This window comes from Fibrobacter sp. (assembly GCF_045601785.1).
Classification (GTDB): Bacteria; Fibrobacterota; Fibrobacteria; order Fibrobacterales; family Fibrobacteraceae; genus Fibrobacter.
In genome coordinates this window covers 17,524-38,074 of sequence record NZ_JAZSAF010000042.1, presented here as the reverse complement: position 1 = coordinate 38,074, position 20,551 = coordinate 17,524, and the positions used below count along the sequence as shown (strand labels likewise).

Sequence of the window (20,551 nt, the reverse complement as noted above, 5' to 3'; positions counted from 1 at the left end):
GTGAAATGGGTCTATATTATTTCTGCGGTAATCATTGCTGTCATCATGGCAGGGTTGCTTGCGACTAATGTGAAAAAGAAAAATACCGACATCACTCGTGAAAAGACGAAAATCGCAGTGATCATGAATGGTTACATCAATGACCATAGCTGGGGACAGTCCCACTACGAAGGCATGCAAAAAACAGCCAAGGAACTGAATCTGGAAGTCCTGTTCCGCGAAAATATTCCTGCGGACAAGTCGTCAGAGGGTGTGATGGAGGGCTTGATTGGAGCCGGTGCGAAAATTATCGTGGCGAATTCCTTCCAGTTCGGACCCTATCTTCAAAATGTCGCCGCTCAGCATCCCGATATAAGATTCTTCCATGCGTCGGGCATCAAGTCTTCGCAGAACGTGTCGACTTTTTTCGGTCGCATTTATCAGATGCGATACCTTTCGGGAATCGTTGCTGGCAAGCAGAGCAAAACGGGCAATATCGGCTATGTGGCCGCTTTTGACATCCCAGAAGTCGTTCGCGGCATCAACGCCTTTACCATGGGCGTGAAAAAGGCAAACCCCGATGCAAATGTGATTGTTCGCTGGAGCAAGTCGTGGGAAGACGATTCTGCTTGTGCACACGCAACGCGCTCGCTTCTTGCCAAATATGATATCGATGTCCTTGCCATGCATACCGATAGCCGTGAGCCGATGCGGATTGCGGATTCCCTTGGCATATGGGTTGTGGGTTACAATTTGGATAATGCCGAGTTCTACCCGAACCATTTCTTGACCGCCCCCGTGTGGCGCTGGGAAAAATTCTACACTCCGCACATTCTGGAGGTGTTGAAGAAAAAGTTTGTGGGACGGAGCTATTGGGACGGCTTTAGTTCGGGCATCGTCGATTTGTCTCCATTCACGAGCCATGTGAATCCAGAAGCGGCTGCTCTGGTTGCAATCGAACGGGAAAAGATACAGAAAGGATCCTTCGATGTCTTTTACGGACCCATCGAAGACAATGCAGGAACGATTCGCATCAACGAAGGAGAAAGTATGTCTGATGATGATATGCTGAATCATTTCAATTGGTTCGTAAAGGGGGTAAAGATCGATGAAGAGTAAAATAACCATAGCGACCTTGGTCGCGGTCATTGCTTTTTTTGTGCTGCTGTTCGTGTCCTTTGACAAAATCGGGAACGAAGAGTCCAATAAGATGGCGAAGGCTCCAAAACTCCGTGTAGGCTTTGTTCTGCTGAGCGATACGGCTGATAACGGCTGGAATGAAACTCATTACAAGGGAATCCGTGCGGCCTGCGACAGTCTCTCTGTACAGTCCACTCTTACAATAGACATCCCTGAAGTACGTGAGCCGCTTCTCAAGGCCGTAAACGATATGATCGCCGACAGCTTGAAGATTATCGTCCTTACAAGCTATAGCTACCCGATCCTCATCAAGGATGTCATCGAAGCGCATCCGGAGGTGACTTTCTATGGCATCAACTGGGAATATAGCGCCCCCAATTACAAGGCGTATTTTGCCCGCATATATCAGGCGCGGTACCTTGCAGGCGTCGTAGCCGGTGCGATGACGAAGACCAACCATGTGGGTTATGTGGCGGCCATGAAAAACATCCAAGTGTATAGGGGGCTGAACGCATTTATCTTGGGTGTTCAAAGCGTCAATCCCAAAGCTCAGGTTTATGTGCGCTGGACAAATTCTTGGAACGAAGGCGAAATGGAAGTTGAAAATGCGAATAAGCTTATCGATAGCTCGGGAATCGACGTGATTGGATTCCATCAAGATCGGGCTTACATTATCGAAGTAGCTGAAAAGCGAGGCCTGTATTGCATCGGAAACCATGTGGAAAACAACAGGTTCTCGCCCAAGATGCTGAGCTCCATTGCTATCAACTGGGGCATCATCTATAAGGATTTCATCCAGGATTATATCCAGAAGAAGGATAACGAAAACATGGATTACTGGATTGGGCTTGAAAAGGGCGCCGTGGGGCTTTCGTTCTATTCGAGCGAGGTTCCCGATTCGGTGAAGGCTTTAGTCGATTCTGCTGCCCAAAAGATCAAGGAAGGGTACAATATATTCTCTGGAAAGATTGTGGATAGCGAAGGCAAGATTCATTCCGAAGAAGGAGAGTCCATCGGCGACGAGATTTTGCGCGGTGACATGGAATGGCTTATAAAGGGTGCGGTTGAGCCATGATCAAGAAGTTTGGTGCTCGTCCCTTAATCGGAATCTTATTCTTTGTTCTGGTTCTCCTCTTGGTAGGGGTGTTGCTTCGTGTCAAGTTTTCGAGCCTGTTCCAGAACTATGCGGAAAAGCAGGTGGCATACCAGGCCGAAAACTATGCGTATGCGGCAGGCGACCGGCTCGTTCTAGAACTTAAATCGCTGACGGGCCTTTCGGCAAGTCTTTCTGCCGATATGAATGACATGGACAAGTTGCTCGATGCACAGCAGGATCCTAATGGGGAGTTCTACTACGGTGTCATTGCCCTGAACGGCAAAATGATATATTCCAGGGACACCACGACTATTCTTGCTTCGGACTTCAAGGGAATACCGGAATCGTTCCATGGCTCAAAATTTATAAGCTACTCCCGAGGCAAGGGGCTCATGTTCTCGGCCCCTGTCTACAGCGGAAAGAACATCAAGTACGTTCTTTTCCGAATTTACAAGGAAGAGACAATCATCAAGAACTTTGGCGTGGTGTGCTATGGCGGCAAGGGCTTTGCGATCATAAAGGACGCAAGCGATAGTGTCATCGTCCGGTCGTCGAATGATTCCCTGGGCATTGATTTGCTGTGGGGTGATCGGGGCTATCAAGCGGTTCGAGAAAAACTGGTGAACGGCTTGAATGTTTCCATCGCTTCTGCGGCGAGCATTGAAATTGACGGCTCGGAGTATTACTATTTCCAGTCGGAACTCAAGTTGCCTGGCGTGTCCTTGGTGGGCGTGGTGCCCGCAAGTGTGGTTGCCTCAGAAAAGGACAGCATCTCTTTCTTGATTCTTTGGGTGTTCGGCCTTTTGATATTTATGTTTACCATTGCGATGGTCTATGTGGTGGTTTCCGAAAAGAAGGCGCGTCGAAACAAGGAACTGATTCGCGAAAAGGAAAATGCCGAAAGCGCCAACAAGGCGAAGAGCATATTCCTTGCCAACATGAGCCACGAAATTCGTACGCCGATCAATGGCATCCTGGGAATGGATTCGATGCTTCTCAAGGAATGCAAGGATGAGTCTCTGCGAGATTACGCATTGAATATTCAGAGTGCGGGCCATACGCTGCTTTCGCTGGTCAATGACATCTTGGATATTTCTAAGATCGAATCGGGCAAGATGGAAATCCTACCCGTTACCTACAGCGTATTCTCGGTGCTGAATGACAGCTACAACATGGTTGCCATCCGTGCCCGCGACAAGAACTTGGAGCTGAACCTGGACATTTCTCCGGATATTCCTTCGGCGCTGTTTGGCGACGAGGTGAGAATCAAGCAGGTCATAAACAACCTATTGTCGAACGCGGTCAAGTACACCAACGAAGGTTCGGTCACTCTGTCGGTCTATGCCGAGAAGGTAAAGGACAATCCTGTTGAAGGTGAAACCTCCAATCAGGTGGAACTTTGTATCCAGGTGAAAGATACGGGAATCGGAATTCGCGAAAGGGACCGCGAAAAGCTTTTCAAGAACTTTGTGCGGCTTGATGAAAAGCGGAACCGAAATATCGAAGGCACGGGACTTGGCCTGAACCTGACAAAGCAACTGCTGGATATGATGGGCGGTTCCATCGAGGTAGAAAGCGAGTATGGTCAAGGTTCCACCTTTACGGTACGACTTTTACAGCAAGTTATCGACATGAGTCCGCTCGGCGACTTTGGCAAATGGTACAAGGATCAGGCAAACGCCTTGGAGACTTCGCTTGATCGGTTTGTCGCTCCCAATGCGCGAATCCTTGTGGCTGACGACATGCAGATGAACCTGAAGGTCTTTGCAGGACTCCTTAAGGATACCCAGATTCAAATTGATACCGCTCTCAATGGGGCGATTGCGCTGCAGCTGATCCAGAGCAAGCATTACGATGTCATCTTCCTAGACCACATGATGCCCGTGATGGATGGCGTCGAAGCTTTCCGACGGATGAAAAAGCTAGAAGAAAATCCCAACGCGCAGACCCCCGTGGTGATGCTTACGGCGAATGCCGTGGCCGACGCGAAGTTCAACTACATGGAAGAAGGCTTCTCGGATTACATGGCAAAGCCCATCCGCGAAGAGGTGCTGCTGTCGACGCTTCGAAAGTTCCTGCCTGCGCATTTGGTGAAGCTGGTTGGTGGCGAGAAGAGAGATCCTCCTGCTGCAGCCGTTAGCGCCTCTGCAGAAAAGCTAACGACTTTGTCGGATATGCTCGATACGGCGACGGGACTTGCCTACTGCATGAACGACCAGAACTTCTACAACGAGATGCTCGATGAATATGTCAATGGAGACAAGACGGACGAGCTAGTTGAATACTTTGAAAAAGAGGATTTTGAGTATTACCGCATCACGGTGCACGCCGTAAAGAGTACATCGCTGACCATTGGCGCAAACAAGGTCTCTGCTGATGCAAAGGCGCTTGAAATGGCGTGCAAGGAGAACGATATCAATTACGTGAAGGCGAATCATCAGGCATTCATTGATGAATACGCTATGCTGATTCGGGCGCTTCGGGCGGAACGCGGGCTATGACGCCCACCGTGGCGCGGGTTGCCTTGACCAAGTCGGCTGGGGCGACCTTTAGCTGTAAGCCGCGTTCTCCGGCACTCACATAAATGTACGGGAAGTTCATCGCGGTTTCATGGATGAATATCGGGAAGTTCTTCTTGAGTCCGAGCGGGCTGCAACCGCCGCGGATGTAGCCCGTGAGCGGTGTCAGGTCCTTGAGCGGCACGGTGTCTATTTTCTTGTTGCCGCTCACCTTGGCTGCCCCCTTCAGATCTACCTCCAAGTTGCCGGGCACAACGCAGATGAGGTATCCAATCTTGTCGCCGTGGACGAGAATGGTCTTGAAAACCTGGTTGATATCTTCGCCGAGGCTGTCTGCGACGTGTTGCGCGCCTAGATCGGTTTCGTCGACTTTGTAGGGGATCAGTTCATAAGAAATTTTTTGACGGTCTAAGATGCGGGCCGCGTTAGTCTTCTTGATTTCCATAAACAAAAACCTGCTTTTCCCTCAAATATAGGATTTGAACTTCTTCTTCAGAAAGCGTGTCGCCTTTTTTTCGAACAGCTCGTGCATGACAATGGCGATGGAGCTGCATACGGCAACCGAGATGGCGATCTTTGCCAAATTGTTTTCGATGCCATAGGTGCGGAACAGGTAGCATTCGATGTTGGTGTTGAAGGTCTGCGCCATAAAGAATGCGTAAGAAGCAGCGCTTGCGTAGCGTAGAATTGACGAATTCTGTAGCCTTGGGGAGTGTAACCCGGAAAGCGTCGTGATCATCAGGGCAAAGGCGGGGAGAGCCACCCAGTTGTAGAGCATGTAGTTGCCGACCGAGAGCCCGTTGTGTACCGCGAGCGAAACGATGAAGACAAGGCCGATGAGTTCAACGAAGAACGCCTTGAAACTATACAGGACCTTTGCTTTTTGCGGGAGCGAGCAGAGGAGCGCCCCAATGAAGAATTCTAGGCCCCTGTAGAAAGGGCTTGCGTAGATGGAATCCGTTGAAAAGCTGTGGACGATGAGTGGCGCCCATAAGAGGGCGAATGCGCATACGAAAATGGCTGCAACCTTTGCCTTGGTACTCATCTGCTTGATGACTTCTTGCATGAAGGGGAATGCGGCGTAGGCGAGCAATAGGCACGAAATGAACCATGTCCCGTCATGGTGAGAAACTTCGAAAAGCGAGGAAAAGGTCGATTGTAGTCCGAGCATATCGATGGGGACGAGCAGTATCTTCTGGGTAAATCCTTCGTTCCCAAAACAAAGGACGTAGATTAATGCAGAGACGTAATACAGCGGAATGATGCCGAAAAGCCTCTTCAGATAAAAGCCTCGAAGCGCCTGAATGTCGACAAGATTCTGCTTGTTGTAGGTCAGGTAAAGTACAAATCCAGAAAGCATGAAGAACGCCGTCATGAATATGGCGCCCATCGAAACAAATCCGTTCAGCGGGCCGTAGCTGCAATGGTGATGAATGTGGGTGTGGAAGATAAACACCATGATGACGGAGAGAACCCTGAAAAGGTCCAGCCCTGCAGCACGTTCTGAAGACTTGCTCTTGTCGATAATCATGAATCAAAAATAAAAAAGCCCGCGACGGAAGTCGCGGACTTTTACTTAAAGGTTGTCCGTTGATTACAGCTTGATGCTGCAGCCCTTGGCGTTCCAGATTTCTTCGGCGTACTGCTTGATGGTACGGTCGGAGCTGAACTTGCCCATACGAGCGACGTTGAGGATTGCCTTTTCTGCCCAGGTCTTCTTGTCCTGGTATTCCTCGGCGACTCTCTTCTGCATGTCCACGTAGCTGCGGAAGTCTGCGCAGAGCAGGTAGTTGTCGTTGGTGAGGAGCTTGTCGGCAATGTGCTTGAACAGGTCCGGACGATCGGGGCTGAAGAAGCCGGAAGCGATCAGGTCGATCACGCGGCGCAGATCGTCGTCGTGTTCGTAGAAGTCGCGCGGACGGTAACCCTTGGCAAGGAGGTCGGTCACTTCTTCCACGGTGAGGCCGAAGATAAAGATGTTGTCGTCGCCGACTTCTTCCTTCATTTCAACGTTGGCGCCGTCGAGCGTACCGATGGTGAGTGCGCCGTTCAAGGCGAACTTCATGTTACCGGTACCGGAAGCTTCGGTGCCTGCGGTGGAAATCTGTTCGGAGAGGTCTGCGGCCGGAATGATTTTTTCGGCGAAAGACACGCGGTAGTTCTCGAGGAACACCATCTTGAGTTTGCCCTTGCAAACCGGATCGGCATCGATGATAGCGGCCACGGCGTTGGCAAGACGGATGATCTGCTTGGCCATCCAGTAACCCGGAGCGGCCTTACCACCGATCATGATGGTGCGCGGCATGATTTCCTTGCCGTCCTTCAGCTGGATGTACAGGTGAATGGCGTGCAGAATGTTCAAAAGCTGGCGCTTGTATTCGTGGATACGCTTGACCTGCACGTCGAAGAACGTGTTCACGTCGACATCGACGCCCTGCGTTGCCTTGAGGTACTTGGCGAGGCGTTCCTTGTTCTGCTTCTTGACGGCCATGAATTCCTTCTGGAACTTGGCGTCCTTCGCAAACTTTTCGAGCTTCTTGAGTTCGTCGAGGTCCTTGACCCAGCCTTCGCCGATCTTGGAGCTGATGAGTTCGGACATAGCCGGGTTAGCCTTACGGACCCAGCGACGCGGCGTCACGCCGTTCGTCTTGTTGTTGAACTTTTCAGGCCACAGTTCGTAGAAGTCCTTGAAGAGCGTGGTCTTCAAGAGGTCGGAGTGGAGTGCTGCCACACCGTTCACGGCGAACGAACCCACGATGGAGAGGTACGCCATGCGGACCATCTTGCAGCCGCCTTCTTCGATGAGGCTCATGCGGGCGAGACGAGCGTTGTCGCCGGGCCACTTGAGGGACACCTGACGGAGGAAGCGGGCGTTGATTTCGTAAATGATCTGGAGGTGACGCGGCAACAGCTTTTCGAAGAGGCTGACCGGCCACTTTTCGAGAGCTTCGGGCATCAAGGTGTGGTTCGTGTAGGCAAACGTGTGCGTCACGATTTCCCAAGCTTCGTCCCATTCCAGGTTTTCTTCATCGAGGAGGATGCGCATCATTTCGGCGATAGAGATTGCCGGGTGCGTGTCGTTCAACTGGATGGCGACCTTTTCGGGGAACACCTTCCATTCGCCTTCGTGGAGTTTCTTGAAGCGGCGGATGATGTCCTGGAGCGAGGCAGAGCAGAGGAAGTACTGCTGCTTGAGGCGCAGTTCCTTACCGTTCATGGAAGCGTCGTTCGGGTAGAGCACCTTGGAAATGGTTTCGGAAAGTTCCATGTCCTGCACGGCGGCGATGTAGTCACCGTTGTTGAAGTAGCTGAGGCCGAAGTCGTCGGTGGACTTCGCGCTCCAGAGGCGCAGGTTGTTCACGGTGTTGTTCTTGTAACCCGGAATCGGAGTGTCGTAGGGGAGGGCGAGCACGTAGTCCTTGGTTTCCCAACGGTTGCGGAGTCTGCCCTTTTCGTCCATCCAGCTCACGACGTAGCCGTACATCGGAACCTTGACTTCGTTCGACGGACGGGCGATTTCCCACGGGTTGGTGAGACGCAGCCAGTTATCCGGCTGTTCTTCCTGTTCGCCGTTCACGATCTTCTGGCTGAACATGCCGTATTCGTAGCGGATGCCCATACCGGTGGCCGGGAGTTCGAGCGTAGCCATGGAGTCGAGGAAGCAGGCAGCCAAGCGGCCGAGACCACCATTGCCAAGGCCCGCGTCCACTTCTTGTTCGCGGAGTTCTTCAAGGGTCATGCCGAGTTCGTCAAGAGCTTCGGTCACGGCGCTTTCGACGTCAAGGTTCAGAACGGAGTTGCCGAGGGTACGGCCAATCAAAAATTCAAGGGACAGGTAGTAGACGCGCTTGACGTCTTTCTGGTAATAGGTTTCCTGGGTCTTGATCCAGCGGTCGACCAAGCGGTCGCGTACGGCGTAGGCCACTGCCAAGAACTTTTCGTGGTCCGTCACGGTCGCGCTGTTACGGGCGAGCGTGTGGTGGATGTGGTCGGTAAATGCTTTGCGGAAGGATTCCGCGTCGTTTCCGAGCACGGTCACTTCTTCTGCTTTCTTGAATGTTTTTGCCATAAGACAGTCCTATGGGTTAGGGTTAAAATTTTTCTAGTGTAAGTTTAGAATTTTTTACTGGGTATGGCAAAAGAAAATGTTAAATTAGAGAGTGAATAACGTTATTGAGGAAACCTATATGAACATGAAAAAGTTGATTGCCCGCAAGGCTTTCCCCGTCGTGAGTGCCGTTTTCTTTGCGGCTGTCGCCATTGGCTGTGGTGATGATTCCTCTTCTTCGCCGACTACTCCGAACGATCAGGTTCCTGGTTCTTCCGCGTCGGTTGACACGACGACTCCGACAGACCAGACGATTTCCTCTGCGTCGGACTCTGATTCTGCCGCGAATCCTGGAACGGATCCGGCGACTAATCCCGATGCTGGCTCTAATCCGAATGATTCCTCTAATACAGAAACTCAGAATCCTGGGACTGATCCGGGTTCGTCGACCGTCATTGACAACCCTGTTGCACAGACCGCAATCAATCGTGACCCTGCCGTGGCGGGTTTGGCTCTCGCTGCCGATACCAACGGCTTCTACGATGTAGGCGACATTTACAAGGCCGTGCCCGCCGAAAGCAAGATCGTGTTCGTCCTGCGCCATGCCGAACGCGAGTCGGGCCTGGGTAAGGAATCCCCGCTTACCGAAGTGGGCGTGCAGCAAGCGCTCGATGTCGGCGCAAAGCTTGCAAGCGACGAGTCCTTCTATTTCGGGTCTACCGACTTCCTGCGTACCCGCACAACCGCAGAAAACATCGCGAAGGGACATGGCGAAGCTTCCGTGACGGTGGATACCTTGAGCATTATCAATGGAGGTTACTTCCTGACGGTACCTTCCGATACGCTCGATGCCCTGGTGTCTAAGAGAGGTGGAAACTTCTTGTATGTGTCTCAGTGGGCGTACGGTGTTCCGTTTACAAATAACTATGCCGTTCAGCATGGAGTCGCCACATACTTCTACGACCTGTTTGAACGCGGTGACCAGTTCATAAACGAAGTGATCTTGGCAAATCTTCCGAATTGGAAACGCGTGAGTGTTTTGATTACGCACGACTTGCTCACGGAACCATTGGCGGTTTATGCGTCCAATCGCATGGTTGATTTGAAGACTTATGAAAGCTATCGCTGGATTAACTATGTCGCAGGAATTGCAGTAGTGATCAATGCGGATGGCCTTGTCACGGTGCTGCCCGCTCGCGGAGTTGACGTGGGATTCCTGAACACAAAGGATGCTTATTAATCCGGACTCTCGATGAAAGTCGCTCTCCTGGGCTCAACGGGCCTTGTCGGAAAAAATGTACTTAAGCTACTTGCGCGTTTGCCACAGGTAGTTTCTGTGTATTGTCCGGTCCGTACGGTCCCGGAACTTAAGGACTATGGCATTCTCGAGGGTGCGTCCAAGATTCAGTTTGAACCGGTTGACTTTGAGCAGGTGAATGGAGCTGCCCGCGACACGCTGTATGCGGGTTTTCTTGGCTGTGATGCCGTTGCCTGTTGCCTTGGGACGACAAAGAAGCTGGCGGGGAGCAAGGCGGCTCAGGAAAGAATAGACTTGAGACTTCCCTTGTCGCTTTCGGCAATCGCCAAGAAGGCGGGCGTGAAAAATTTCCTGTGTGTAAGTGCGCAGGGGGCCGATTCCCATTCGCCCTTTTTCTATAACCGCCTGAAGGGCATGCTCGAAGAAGGTCTCGACATGATGGGTTTTGAGACGCTTACGCTTGTGCGTCCATCGCTTTTACTCGGTAAGCACAAGGATAAACGTTTTGGCGAAGATCTCTTGCAAAAGACTATTGGGGTTCACCCCGAATGGCTGCCTTCGTTTGTGCGGCCGGTGCATGCCGAGACCGTTGCCGCCCATTTGGTGACTTCAATTTTAAAACCGCCCACGGACCATGTGTGCGCGACAGACGGAAAAATGGGCAAGCGGATTATATACAACCGTGTGCTCGCGAAGACGAAAGTCGACGATCTTTTTTAACGATTTGTTCTTACTTGAACTTCCAGAACTTGTACAGGTACTTCGCAGTCTGAAAGGGCGTCTTCAAGAAGGCGCTCTTCTTGTATCCGCTGAGCGCGAAGCCCTGCAGTACTTTGTAAAGCCCGATTTGGTCTTCTCGGTTGATGGCGAGCAGGAATTTGCGGAACTTGTACTCGAAATCGTGCATCTTGCCGAAGTAGTCGTAGCAACGCTTTTCGTATTGCTTCAGGAAACACTTGCTTAGGTTCGCGGCGTCGCCGGAGGATGCCTTGAGTCCTTGATCCACGTATTCGGCGCAGAATCTGCCCGCCCGCATCGCGGCAGCGATGCCACCGCCCGTGAGCGGGTTGGTGTGGTGGGCGGCGTCGCCCACCAGGGCGAATCGGTCAAGTGTGTAGTCCCTAAGAACGCTCGATACAGGAACAAGTCCACCGACGGTATGGTTGATCTTTGCTCCGGGGAAAAGCTTCTCGAGCCATTCCATGGTGATTTCGAGAATGTTTCCTGCATGGTTACCGGTGGCCAAGAATCCAGCGCCAAAGTTAGTCACATTCGACTTCTGCTTCGGGAAACTCCAGATGTATCCGTCGTTGATGAAGTCGTGGCCCTGCCAGAAGGTCAGGTAATCGGGCTTTGTCAAAATGCCTTGCACCTGGATGTCAACGCCTGTACAGGTTTCACGGGGCTTCTGGGCGGAATCGATTCCGACCATGCGGCCGATGCGGCTTTCGACGCCATCGGCAGCGATGACCATCTTTGCAAAAATTTCTTGTGTGGCGGTTTCGGTGACGCTTCCGTTGCCGTCACCCTTGCCCAGCACGACGCGGATCATGCGGGAATCCCCTTCCACTTTGCCCACGAAGTCGGCTCGGGCGCAGGTTTCCACCTGGGCGCCATCATCGGCCGCAAGCTTTGCAAGCCACGGGTCAAAGATTTCTCGGTTCAACATGATGCCTGTGCCGGGCTTTGGGACTTCGATGTTCACGCCGGCGGGCCCGTAAATGTAAAGCCCGTTGATAATGCTTTCAATGCAGCTTTCGTCGATAGGGCCGTAGGTCTGCAAGTCGGCAAGCGTTGTGCTTGCCTCGCCGCACCGCACTGGGAACCCGATGCGTTCGCGTTTTTCGAGCAGTAGCACCTTGTGCCCCGCCCGTGCGAGGTTCCTTGCAGCGACAGAGCCACCGGGCCCTGCACCAATCACCACGACATCGTATTTGGAATCAAGCATTTTCGACCTCCGCAATCGTGAGCGCACCGACGGGGCATGCCTTGGTGCAAATGCCGCACTTGATGCATTTTTCGGAGTCAATCTGCAAGTCTAGCCCGTACATGTCCAAAGCCATTTTGGGGCAAATGCCCACGCAGCCTGCGCAGGACAAGCAAACCTTTCTGTCGTGAAGCAGCTTTTTCATAAAGAAGAATATAGAAACTTTAATGGCGTCGTTGTCGCTTTACTAGGACCTGCTTCCGTCAATAATCCACTGGCACAGTTCCTCGATACCCTTGTAATCGGGAAGCGTCTTGACGAAGTTCGGTGACTTGCTTCGCTCAATGAACTTACTCCATGTCTGTTCGTTCTTGGCTTCGAGCCCCAGGTGCTCTTCGATGGCGCCACGGGTCCATACCCAGATTCCCTGGCTGCGGAGCTTGGCGTGGATGCTACGGATGGGCTGTTGCGCCTCTTCCATGTCCGCCATCATGGCGTACGCCGTGGCTGCGTTGATGTTGCTGTGCTTGTTGACGGGTAGCCCGTTTACAAGTCGCAGGTGGTTGTGGAAGGCGAGCTCTCGGAAAAGGTCGCGGCAGTATTTGATGTCGGGGTCGTTTGCCTCCAGAAATCCGTCGCGGGTTGCAGTTGTGAAAGCGTAATCCAGGTCGACAATGGCGCGCACGGGCATGTCCATGGCGGCAAGTACTTGCATACTCTTGCGGGTGTTGCTCACGCCACCCTGACGCACCAAGGCACACTTGATTAAGGCAAAGGATTGCCCAGTGATGCGTTCGAATAGTGCCGGGAGCACTCTCCATTCGGTCTTGCCTTCGGTTAAAAGCACATAATCGGCGAACAGGAGCTCGTTGCTGTTTGACAAGCTGAATAGCATCTGCAATTGGCTTGGCGCATCCTGAACTACCTGGTGCACGGCGTCTTCCATTCGCTTGCGCATGAATGTGCCGCGTTCCTTGTTCTTGCGGATGAGCAGCGACGTGCTGACATCTTCGCTGGTGACCATCTGGGCGCTGTGCGTTGCAAACACCACCTGGTATCCCTCGTTTGAAAGATTTTTGAGGGCGACCCTTACCAGTTCGACGGCTTGCGGGTGCAAAAAAAGCTCCGGTGAGTCAATGAGAAGTAGCGTGCGGCTCAGGTAGTGGTTGTGGTGGTGCTTCTTCACATCGGCCAAGTAGCGCACCAACGCCATCTGAATGGCACGCTTGCTGCCTTCGCCCATGCAGCTGATATCCCGTTCAAAACCGTCGTCTTCGTCGATGACCTTGAGGCTTGCCTTCTTGAGAAAAGTCTCGAGGGTCGGCATCGGAATGTCGAGCTCCACTTTTACGCTGGGGAACAACGGCGAAAGCTTTTCGTTGACTTCGCGGTCAAATGCCCCGATTTCGGCGGCGCGATTTTCACTTCCCGGCGAAAGCAGGTCGCTGAACTTGCCCAGGAGGGAGTTGATTTCGCTGCCGAAGCGGCGTTCCAGCGGCTTGAAAATTTCGTGAAGCAACTTGGTGAACGCCTGGTTTCCTTCGAAATCCCAGATGGCGATCGCTTCGGGGAACATGCGGTGATAGGCGAATTTGAAGGCGTCATTGGGCCTGACCCATTCTCGTTTGTCGCCCTTACGGTGATTGCTCGGGACAAAAACAAAAAGTTCGATGCTGTCTGGATTTTCGCCGGGAATGCGCTGCACCTTCTTTACGCGCAGGCGGCCGGGGCCCTGCGGCGTGTTCTGTAAAAAGGGGCGCACTTCCTGGGCGTACTCCTCTCCTAGGCGGCCAAGAACCTGTTCCGTGATGCCGTCGAAAACGCCGGTGACTTCGACAGGGCGGTTCGGGTCGTCAAAATAGGAGATGTCGAACGAAAACTTGGACAAAAGCCAGCGGATGCCCATCAGGATGTTCGTCTTGCCAGCATTGTTGTATCCGATGAGCGCGGTGAAGCTACTGAGAGGAAATGTCTGCTTCTGGATAGAACGCAGATTTGAAATCGTAATTTCGGATAGTCTCAGTGCTTGCGGTGTCATATACCCTGAATGTATATAAAAAGCGTCGGGTGTGAACACGAAAAAAGCCGTTTTTTTTGCTTTTTTGGGCGTTGTCTGCGAACAACGGCTAATTTTGGGGGGCATTTCGATTCCGTTTAGGCAAATCTATATTTATATTAGTGGTGATGAGTGTTGAAACAAGTCGCGGCTTGCGATCATTTTTTGGTCGTATTAGGAGCTTTGCCGTAGCTCCTGTTTTTTCCGTTTTTGCAGTGGGCGGAGCCCTTTCCATTCTTGCGGCGTGCTCGTCCGACAGCCACGTGGCGGGCAACAGCGCCGAGACGGGGTCCCCGGAACTCGCGGGCATCTTGGTATTGGATGGCGGCAAGCCGGCTGTGCATGCGCGGGTGCAGTGCGTGCCGGGCGACTACAACATCATTGCTGCAAGCGAGGCTGAACGGGTTCTACCCTCTGCGTTCGAAACCGAAACGGATGAAAACGGCAACTACGAGTTTGATTCCATCCCGTCGGGAAGCTTCACTCTCGAGGCATTCCACCAGGAATCGGGTCAGATGCTTCTTGTGCAGAACCTGAGTGCCGAACAAGATGAACCGCTTACCGTAAACGACACGTTGCAAGGTCCGGGTACGGTCAAACTTCTCGTATCGGGTGAATTCCGCGAAAACCAAAGCGGTGAGGCCATTGTCATCGGGACGACGATTCGCAGAAGGGTTTCTGTGCAGAACGGGAAAATCGTGGTCGATAGCCTCCCGGCAGACACGCTTGAACTTATGGTTTACATGGATGGCATGAGCCCGTTTGGATTTAAGGATGTTTCCGTAAAGCCTGAAGAGACTACAGTCTGGGGCGATTCGGTGACGTACACAATGAAAGCTCCGCTCGCACTCCCCGAAGGAATCGATTCGCTCGGTACCGTCGTGAGCGATTTCCCGCTGGCCATCCGCTTGACAGAAATTGCTTTTGATTCTGCGGAGGTGGTGAACGGCCGTTGGGAGGCCGTGCGCATTTCGCAGGATGGAAACCGCAGCAAGAAGCTCCCTATTGCGCAAACCTACTTTGACGCTTCTGCCAAGGAGGCCGTGTTCTGGGTGAGTGTCGATTCGCTGAATGTTTTTGATTCGTTGGAAATCCATTTTGACAACACCATGGACCCTGCGTACGCAAAGGATGTGTTCCCCACGAACCGCAGCTATTCGCTGGTGTGGCATTTCGATAGCGGTCTTGCACCTGTGGACGATGGAGCGGAAAAGGGCTACTTCGAAGGTCTGCCGACAGGGGCCGTGGCTGCCGACGGTGTTGTGGGCAAGGGTGCAAAGCTTGAAGAAGGCGATGTTATTGTCGCCGAGAATTCGAGTGCGGCTGATTCCTCGCGCAAGGTGAACTTGAATTACGACGGTAGCGAATATTTCTGCTTCTCGGTGTGGGTAAAGCTCGAAAGTCTTGAAGCGGAGCAGACCATTTTCAAAAAGTCCAAGGAATATGCATTGCGCTATGTTCCAGAAAAAGGCTTTGTCGTGGACCTCTGGGTCCCCGATTCAAGTTCTGATTCTGTGAAATATGCTTGGTCGTCGGGCACGTCTGATATTAAGGCGGGCGAGTGGGTGTATGTCGCCTTTAGCCGCCATACGATATCGCAGTCCAATTTCTACGTGAACGACCGTAAGATAGAAACGGAGCCGGAACAAATCGCCTGGACGGGCGTTCGTGATACCGCAGACTTTGAAGTCGGCGGCTTTACCGGTACGATTGACGAACTCATGCTCGGTAGCTGTTACCGCGATGACGACTGGACACGCCTTACCTACCTGAACCAGCGTCCCGAAAATTATTGGCCGATCGTTACGGCTGAATAGAGGCAAAAAATAATTGCGGCGAAGCCCGTTGTCCTTAGACAACACGTAAACAAAGTTTTCGATACTCCTTAGCTTGCTAGGGAGTATTTTTATTGTTGCATAAAAGTTGGAGTGTGTTATGCAAAAAAGTTGTTTGGGATTGATTCCGGGCGCCGTTTTGTCGGCTGCCCTAGGTGTTCACGCATACGCGGCGTCGGGTGATGCTTACACATGGCCCGGTTACCGCAGCGACCTGGATTACGATACGAAATCGAATCTGGGCGATATCCAGCCGCCGACCAAGTTCAACAACAATTGTTCGGGCGTTACCGGAAAGAAGGCCGGTAAATGGTGGGCGTTCTACTGGGGCAAGGATCGCGACAGCCGCATTACCGATGTGACGATTGATTCGATCCTCAAGAAGTACGATACTGACTTTGAGTATTTGTACAATGAGATGGGCTGGGCGCCGGATGCCCAGGCGCAGGACGGCCAGTACAGCGCCGTTTATTACTACGGCTCGGGGACATGTGCCGGTGGAGCAAAGGAAGACACGACGGGCGGTTGGCAGACATGGGTGGCGGGCTACACGGCCGTGGCAGCCTCGTTCTATCCGCTGTATAGTTTCAATACAAGTTGTCCTTACCGTGATCGTGTGGCGCAGATGGATGCGATGATACACGAGGGGATCCACTCGATGACGAACGGTTACCCCGGCGCAAAGGATGCGCACTGGTTCCAGGAAGCGGGTAACACCTGGATTCAGCAGGATATGTTCAGTCACCGCGATGGTGTATACAGCGGCATGGGATTCTTGAATGCGGCAACGCTTATGGCTCCGTTCATGCCGATTGAATGCTATTCGGGTTGGCTCATTGACGGTACTTTCGGTGGCCCCGGCGGTGGTGCCGATGACGGTGGCGTGACCGGTAAGAATCAGCGTTACCTGCTGGGGGGCTCGCAGTACAGCAACATCTTCCCGACGTTTATCGGCACGTGGATTGGTACGGGGGCTGTTCGCTGGATTTACGGAAACGCTTACGGCAAGACCAAATACCTACTTGAAACCTATGGCCTCGACAAGGGCCTTGGCGATGCGGGCGTGCGCAGGCTTATTACCGAATTCCGCGCAAGGCTTGCGATGCTTGACATGAAAAAATGGTCCGGCGAAATCAAGAACCTGCTGAATCAGCATTTCGGAAGCGACACCTACTGGGAACAGGACATGTGGGACAACAACAGGAAAAGCTACACCTGGACCATGACTCCTTACCAGACGGTAACGGAAAGCAACGGTTACCTTGTACCGAATCAGGAAACAACTCCGGGTTGGTCTGGCTCGAACGTGGTGCCGCTGAAGGTGCAAAACGGCGCAAAAGAAGTCACCGTGAGCTTCTACCCGAACGGCGCAAATTCCAATAACAGTAACATGAATTTCTTGCTGTGCTACCGCGCAACTGACGGTACACCTGTTTACAGCGAACCCATTACGGGCGAGGGCTCTGCGACGCTTCGCCTGGACAAAACGCCTTCTTCGACGAATGGCACACAGATGGTTTTCGCGGTGATCGTGAATACCGATTACCAGTACACCGGCAATACGGGAATTCGCAAGCTGCATTACGATTATAAGTTGAAACTGGAAACGGGCGTGAGTGGCGCAGGGGCTGCAAACGTCAAGTACTACAACGACTTCAAATTGGATTACAAGTGGCCCGAAATTGGCGAGGTCCCGGCGGCGTCCAGTAGCTCTGTAGCTTCGAGCAGCTCTGTCGCGCCTGCAAGTTCTAGCAGCGTGCCGGCATCCAGCAGTTCCGAAAAGGTTGTCTCGGACGATGCCACGACATACACCATCACGGTGACATTGCCGATTGACGACAACTATGCGACGGTTGCGGCAAAATTTGATGTAAACGAAATCGCGCAAAAGCTTGGACTTACTGCGGCGACTCTTTCACAGGCGACCTTCTTTGCCCAGGAAAGCGACGGCAACATGGTGACCAACAGCACCGCCACCGCTCCGGGACACTGGTTCGGTAAAGACGGCAAGGTGGTGGAATGGGGCGAATCCGCCTACGTGTTCAGCGAAGCTGACTTGTCGAAGGGGACGCTTGCCGTTGGACATTATCCGAACCGCGTGAAGGACGGCGAAAAGTACAGCTTTACGCAGGGGCTTTCGCACAACGGAAAATCGGTGCTGTTCAAGGTAAACGTGACTATTACCAACGAAAAGGGAAGCGACGAGGCAACGATGGCGCTGATGTATGGACTCGAAGGAATTTCGACTCATATCGACCTTGCGCTTCGTCGCGGACAGATCGAGGTTCGCTACACGCTTCCGCAGCGCGACAATGTAAAAATCAGCCTGTTTACGGGCTTTGGCGCTCTAATAGCCCAGGAAGTTGTGGGGGTGCAAAGCGCGGGCGCTCATTCGCATTCGTTTGACCTGAGCCAAATGCCGACGGGGTCCTATATCGTCAAGGTGACAACCGGTAGCTACCGCGAAGCGAAATCGATAAGCATTTTCCGATAAATCGATGATACCAAACAAAGGCGCCCCGGCGAATGCCGGGGCGCTCTTGTCTTGAGAAACGGCTTGTTGCGTTTACCGCAGCTTACATGTTGATCGCTGCAAGGAAAGCGTTCTTCTTGTCCTGCAGGTACTTCTTGTCGTAGCTCTTGCGGATGCGGCGCAGTGCCTGGTCGCGCAGCTGGCGGACGCGTTCATGGGAAATGTTCATGGATTCACCCACTTCGCGAAGTGTCTGCGGGGCTTCTTGGTTGATGCCGAAGATGCCTGCGATGACGCGGGCTTCGCGCGGCGGAAGTTCGCTGATGAGACCGCTCGACAGTTCTTCGACGCTGTGGATTTCAGATTCGTTTTCCGGGTTCGATGCGGAACCGTCGGGGAGCACTTCGGCGTAGGTCGCCTTGGAGTCTGCCTTCAAGGGGCTGTCGAAGGAAACGCCGCGCTGGCCGATCTGGATGAGTTCGCGGATTTCCTCGTTGATTTCCTTACCGCGGCTCTGCTCGTGCAGGGCCTTGCGCACGCGAAGGTGCTGGTTCGCCGGCAAGCGGATCAGGTTGCCCTGTTCGTTGATGGCGCGGGTAATGTAAGCCTTGATCCACCACACGCCGTAGCTGATGAACTTGAGGCCGCGGGTATGTTCGAAGGATTCGATGGCGCGGACAAGTCCCATGGCGCCTTCGCTCACCAGGTCCGGCAGCGGAATGGGGCAGCCGCGGTACTGGATGGCAACCTTCAGGACAAATCGCATGTTTGCGGAAATCAACTTCTTGCGGGCAATCTTGTCGCCTTCTTTCGCTTTCTGGAAAAGAATCTGTTCTTCTTCGCGGGAGAGAGGTGCTGTGCGTCGGATGTCTTCAAGATATCTTTTTAAAGTAGTATCTGTAGAGTCAATATGCATTTTTCAACCTTTCTATCTTAATATCGTTTTTTTTTAAGCAAGATGCGTGCCAATAGTGTAAAAAAATTGCAAACTGTATCAGATTTAACAATGATTGTCACCTTTTTTCGAAAATTGTCTAAAAATATAGAAAATTTTGTCGTAAAATTCAAATAATTGTCATAGTTTTATGACAAAATGTAAGTGTTTAGGAAATGTCCACGGACATAGCGTGTTTAGATTTTCGGAGTTATATAGGGTTCTTAAGGGCAAAGCCCTTAGGAGAGGGGGAGGGGGTAGCGGAAGCCCCATACCAAGCTTTACGGCTGTTGGAGAGCCCCGGATTTTTCCGCTGTGAGTAATATGCCCCAAGCGTTAAGCGTGGGGTGATTACGAGAGAGAGGCTGTAAAGCCGAACGGTCTGTCTGCGAGTGAGCGAAAACATCGTGACGGCCGTATTTTGACAGTAGCCGTGGCTTGCACCAGGGGGAGCCTTCCCCCTTTATAAAAAGGTCTTACGAAATTTCGTATATTTTACACGCTATGTCTATTAAAGAACCTGATCAGTCTGTCTGGAACAGATTTTGGCAACAGAAGAACGATATGGACAAGGTGTACCCTTCGTCCCCGTCGGTGTTGAATACGATTAAGAAGAATTTTAAGCTCGAGGGCCTGAAGGTTTTGGAGGTCGGTGCCGGTACCGGTCGCGACAGTGCCGAACTGGCCCGCCTGGGTGCCGATGTCTATGTGCTCGATTACGCTGAGAATAGTTTGAAGATTGTAGATGCCATTCGAGCTAAGGACAACCTTTACGACAATCTGAAATTGGTCCGTGGCGATGCGTTCAAGGCGCCGTTCCCGGATTGCACTTTTGATCTTGTTTTCCACCAGGGTTTGGCAGAGCATTTCAAGGATTCGCTTCCGCTGATCAAGGAAAACTACCGTATCTTAAAGCATGGCGGTCATTGCCTGTGCGACGTTCCGCAGACCGTTCACCCGTACACCGTGATCAAGCATATTCTGATTGCGATGGACAAGTGGTTTGCCGGTTGGGAAAAGCAGTTCACCATGCCGCAGCTGAAAAAGCTCATGACCGATGCTGGCTTTGAATGCGTTTACGATTATGGCGACTGGATGCGCCCGAATCTGTTCTACCGCATTGTGCGCGAAGTGGGCTTCAAGGTGGGCGTGGAACTGCCGAAGTATCCGCTGCAGGGGACTGCCTACCAGAAGGCCAAGGACGCCATTCTGGATGCCCTCGAAAACAATTCGCTTATGCACTACACGCAGTTGTGCATTGGAGTCCTGGGCAGAAAGCCCTAGCC

General features: G+C 52.4%; 15 protein-coding genes. 8 read left to right on the top strand and 7 right to left on the bottom strand.

Translation table 11 applies throughout. The features are described from left to right. Genes ACKI61_RS06270 through ACKI61_RS06260 form a run of 3 tightly spaced genes read left to right on the top strand, consistent with a single transcriptional unit; the run spans position 1 to position 4,716 of the window. Complete coding sequence (locus ACKI61_RS06270) at positions 1-1,098, top strand: BMP family ABC transporter substrate-binding protein (protein ID WP_407456902.1); 1,098 nt, start codon at positions 1-3, stop codon at positions 1,096-1,098. Continuing rightward, on the top strand, positions 1,088-2,194 hold the full coding sequence (locus ACKI61_RS06265; protein WP_407456901.1) for a BMP family ABC transporter substrate-binding protein: 1,107 nt from the start codon (positions 1,088-1,090) through the stop codon (positions 2,192-2,194). Before ACKI61_RS06270 ends, ACKI61_RS06265 begins: the two co-directional genes overlap by 11 nt. Then, positions 2,191-4,716 (top strand): ATP-binding protein, encoded by a 2,526-nt coding sequence (locus tag ACKI61_RS06260; RefSeq protein ID WP_407456900.1) that lies wholly within the window; start codon positions 2,191-2,193, stop codon positions 4,714-4,716. Before ACKI61_RS06265 ends, ACKI61_RS06260 begins: the two co-directional genes overlap by 4 nt. On the opposite strand, the gene ybaK is transcribed toward ACKI61_RS06260, so the two are convergent. The 3 genes from ybaK to ACKI61_RS06245 all read right to left on the bottom strand — a co-directional run bounded on the left by ybaK (position 4,676) and on the right by ACKI61_RS06245 (position 8,803). Beyond that, a complete protein-coding gene (ybaK, locus tag ACKI61_RS06255; RefSeq protein WP_407456899.1) occupies positions 4,676-5,179 on the bottom strand; it encodes a Cys-tRNA(Pro) deacylase in 504 nt (167 codons plus the stop codon). The two genes, ACKI61_RS06260 and ybaK, sit on opposite strands and share 41 nt — an antisense overlap. Positions 5,180-5,200: 21 nt before the next feature. Then, positions 5,201-6,265: an acyltransferase family protein gene (locus tag ACKI61_RS06250; RefSeq protein WP_407456898.1), complete on the bottom strand. Its 1,065-nt coding sequence runs from the start codon at positions 6,263-6,265 to the stop codon at positions 5,201-5,203. Between the two features lie 63 nt (positions 6,266-6,328). Further along, on the bottom strand, positions 6,329-8,803 hold the full coding sequence (locus ACKI61_RS06245) for a glycogen/starch/alpha-glucan phosphorylase (protein ID WP_407456897.1): 2,475 nt from the start codon (positions 8,801-8,803) through the stop codon (positions 6,329-6,331). Positions 8,804-8,921: 118 nt separating this feature from the next. Here ACKI61_RS06245 and ACKI61_RS06240 point away from each other — a divergent pair, with 118 nt between their 5' ends. Next, positions 8,922-10,022 carry a histidine phosphatase family protein gene (locus ACKI61_RS06240; RefSeq protein ID WP_407456896.1) on the top strand — a complete coding sequence of 367 codons (1,101 nt, stop codon included), beginning with the start codon at positions 8,922-8,924 and terminating at the stop codon, positions 10,020-10,022. A gap of 12 nt (positions 10,023-10,034) precedes the next feature. Further along, on the top strand, positions 10,035-10,760 hold the full coding sequence (locus tag ACKI61_RS06235; protein ID WP_407456895.1) for an NAD(P)H-binding protein: 726 nt from the start codon (positions 10,035-10,037) through the stop codon (positions 10,758-10,760). A 10-nt stretch (positions 10,761-10,770) separates the two neighbouring features. Here the strand turns inward: ACKI61_RS06235 and ACKI61_RS06230 are convergent, their stop codons facing one another. The 3 genes from ACKI61_RS06230 to ACKI61_RS06220 are packed head-to-tail and all read right to left on the bottom strand — an operon-like array spanning position 10,771 to position 14,005. Next, complete coding sequence (locus ACKI61_RS06230) at positions 10,771-11,988, bottom strand: geranylgeranyl reductase family protein (RefSeq protein ID WP_407456894.1); 1,218 nt, start codon at positions 11,986-11,988, stop codon at positions 10,771-10,773. Further along, positions 11,981-12,172: a 4Fe-4S binding protein gene (locus tag ACKI61_RS06225; RefSeq protein ID WP_407456893.1), complete on the bottom strand. Its 192-nt coding sequence runs from the start codon at positions 12,170-12,172 to the stop codon at positions 11,981-11,983. Before ACKI61_RS06225 ends, ACKI61_RS06230 begins: the two co-directional genes overlap by 8 nt. A 42-nt stretch (positions 12,173-12,214) precedes the next feature. Then, the gene (locus ACKI61_RS06220) at positions 12,215-14,005 is read right to left on the bottom strand and encodes an ATP-dependent nuclease (protein ID WP_407456892.1); all 1,791 of its coding nucleotides are present in this window, start codon (positions 14,003-14,005) and stop codon (positions 12,215-12,217) included. Positions 14,006-14,151: 146 nt separating this feature from the next. Between ACKI61_RS06220 and ACKI61_RS06215 the strand changes: the two genes are divergently transcribed. Both ACKI61_RS06215 and ACKI61_RS06210 read left to right on the top strand, forming a co-directional pair. After that, positions 14,152-15,840, top strand: a complete 1,689-nt coding sequence (locus ACKI61_RS06215) for a LamG-like jellyroll fold domain-containing protein (protein WP_407456891.1) — start codon at positions 14,152-14,154, stop codon at positions 15,838-15,840. Positions 15,841-15,958: 118 nt separating this feature from the next. Further along, positions 15,959-18,352, top strand: a complete 2,394-nt coding sequence (locus ACKI61_RS06210; RefSeq protein WP_407456890.1) for a DUF4859 domain-containing protein — start codon at positions 15,959-15,961, stop codon at positions 18,350-18,352. Positions 18,353-18,434: 82 nt separating this feature from the next. Here the strand turns inward: ACKI61_RS06210 and ACKI61_RS06205 are convergent, their stop codons facing one another. Beyond that, positions 18,435-19,247 (bottom strand): RNA polymerase sigma factor RpoD/SigA, encoded by an 813-nt coding sequence (locus ACKI61_RS06205; RefSeq protein WP_173567280.1) that lies wholly within the window; start codon positions 19,245-19,247, stop codon positions 18,435-18,437. Between the two features lie 522 nt (positions 19,248-19,769). Between ACKI61_RS06205 and ACKI61_RS06200 the strand changes: the two genes are divergently transcribed. Next, positions 19,770-20,549: a class I SAM-dependent methyltransferase gene (locus ACKI61_RS06200; RefSeq protein ID WP_407456889.1), complete on the top strand. Its 780-nt coding sequence runs from the start codon at positions 19,770-19,772 to the stop codon at positions 20,547-20,549. Positions 20,550-20,551 lie beyond the last annotated feature (2 nt).

Bases quoted from the DNA above. Each gene is read 5' to 3' on its own strand.
- ACKI61_RS06260 (WP_407456900.1), top strand. From the start codon at position 2,191: ATGATCAAGAAGTTTGGTGCTCGTCCCTTAATCGGAATCTTATTCTTT.
- ACKI61_RS06215 (WP_407456891.1), top strand. From the start codon at position 14,152: ATGAGTGTTGAAACAAGTCGCGGCTTGCGATCATTTTTTGGTCGTATT.
- ybaK (WP_407456899.1), bottom strand. From the start codon at position 5,179: ATGGAAATCAAGAAGACTAACGCGGCCCGCATCTTAGACCGTCAAAAA.
- ACKI61_RS06200 (WP_407456889.1), top strand. From the start codon at position 19,770: ATGTCTATTAAAGAACCTGATCAGTCTGTCTGGAACAGATTTTGGCAA.
- ACKI61_RS06235 (WP_407456895.1), top strand. From the start codon at position 10,035: ATGAAAGTCGCTCTCCTGGGCTCAACGGGCCTTGTCGGAAAAAATGTA.
- ACKI61_RS06205 (WP_173567280.1), bottom strand. From the start codon at position 19,247: ATGCATATTGACTCTACAGATACTACTTTAAAAAGATATCTTGAAGAC.
- ACKI61_RS06230 (WP_407456894.1), bottom strand. From the start codon at position 11,988: ATGCTTGATTCCAAATACGATGTCGTGGTGATTGGTGCAGGGCCCGGT.
- ACKI61_RS06220 (WP_407456892.1), bottom strand. From the start codon at position 14,005: ATGACACCGCAAGCACTGAGACTATCCGAAATTACGATTTCAAATCTG.
- ACKI61_RS06240 (WP_407456896.1), top strand. From the start codon at position 8,922: ATGAACATGAAAAAGTTGATTGCCCGCAAGGCTTTCCCCGTCGTGAGT.
- ACKI61_RS06210 (WP_407456890.1), top strand. From the start codon at position 15,959: ATGCAAAAAAGTTGTTTGGGATTGATTCCGGGCGCCGTTTTGTCGGCT.
- ACKI61_RS06225 (WP_407456893.1), bottom strand. From the start codon at position 12,172: ATGAAAAAGCTGCTTCACGACAGAAAGGTTTGCTTGTCCTGCGCAGGC.
- ACKI61_RS06245 (WP_407456897.1), bottom strand. From the start codon at position 8,803: ATGGCAAAAACATTCAAGAAAGCAGAAGAAGTGACCGTGCTCGGAAAC.
- ACKI61_RS06250 (WP_407456898.1), bottom strand. From the start codon at position 6,265: ATGATTATCGACAAGAGCAAGTCTTCAGAACGTGCTGCAGGGCTGGAC.
- ACKI61_RS06265 (WP_407456901.1), top strand. From the start codon at position 1,088: ATGAAGAGTAAAATAACCATAGCGACCTTGGTCGCGGTCATTGCTTTT.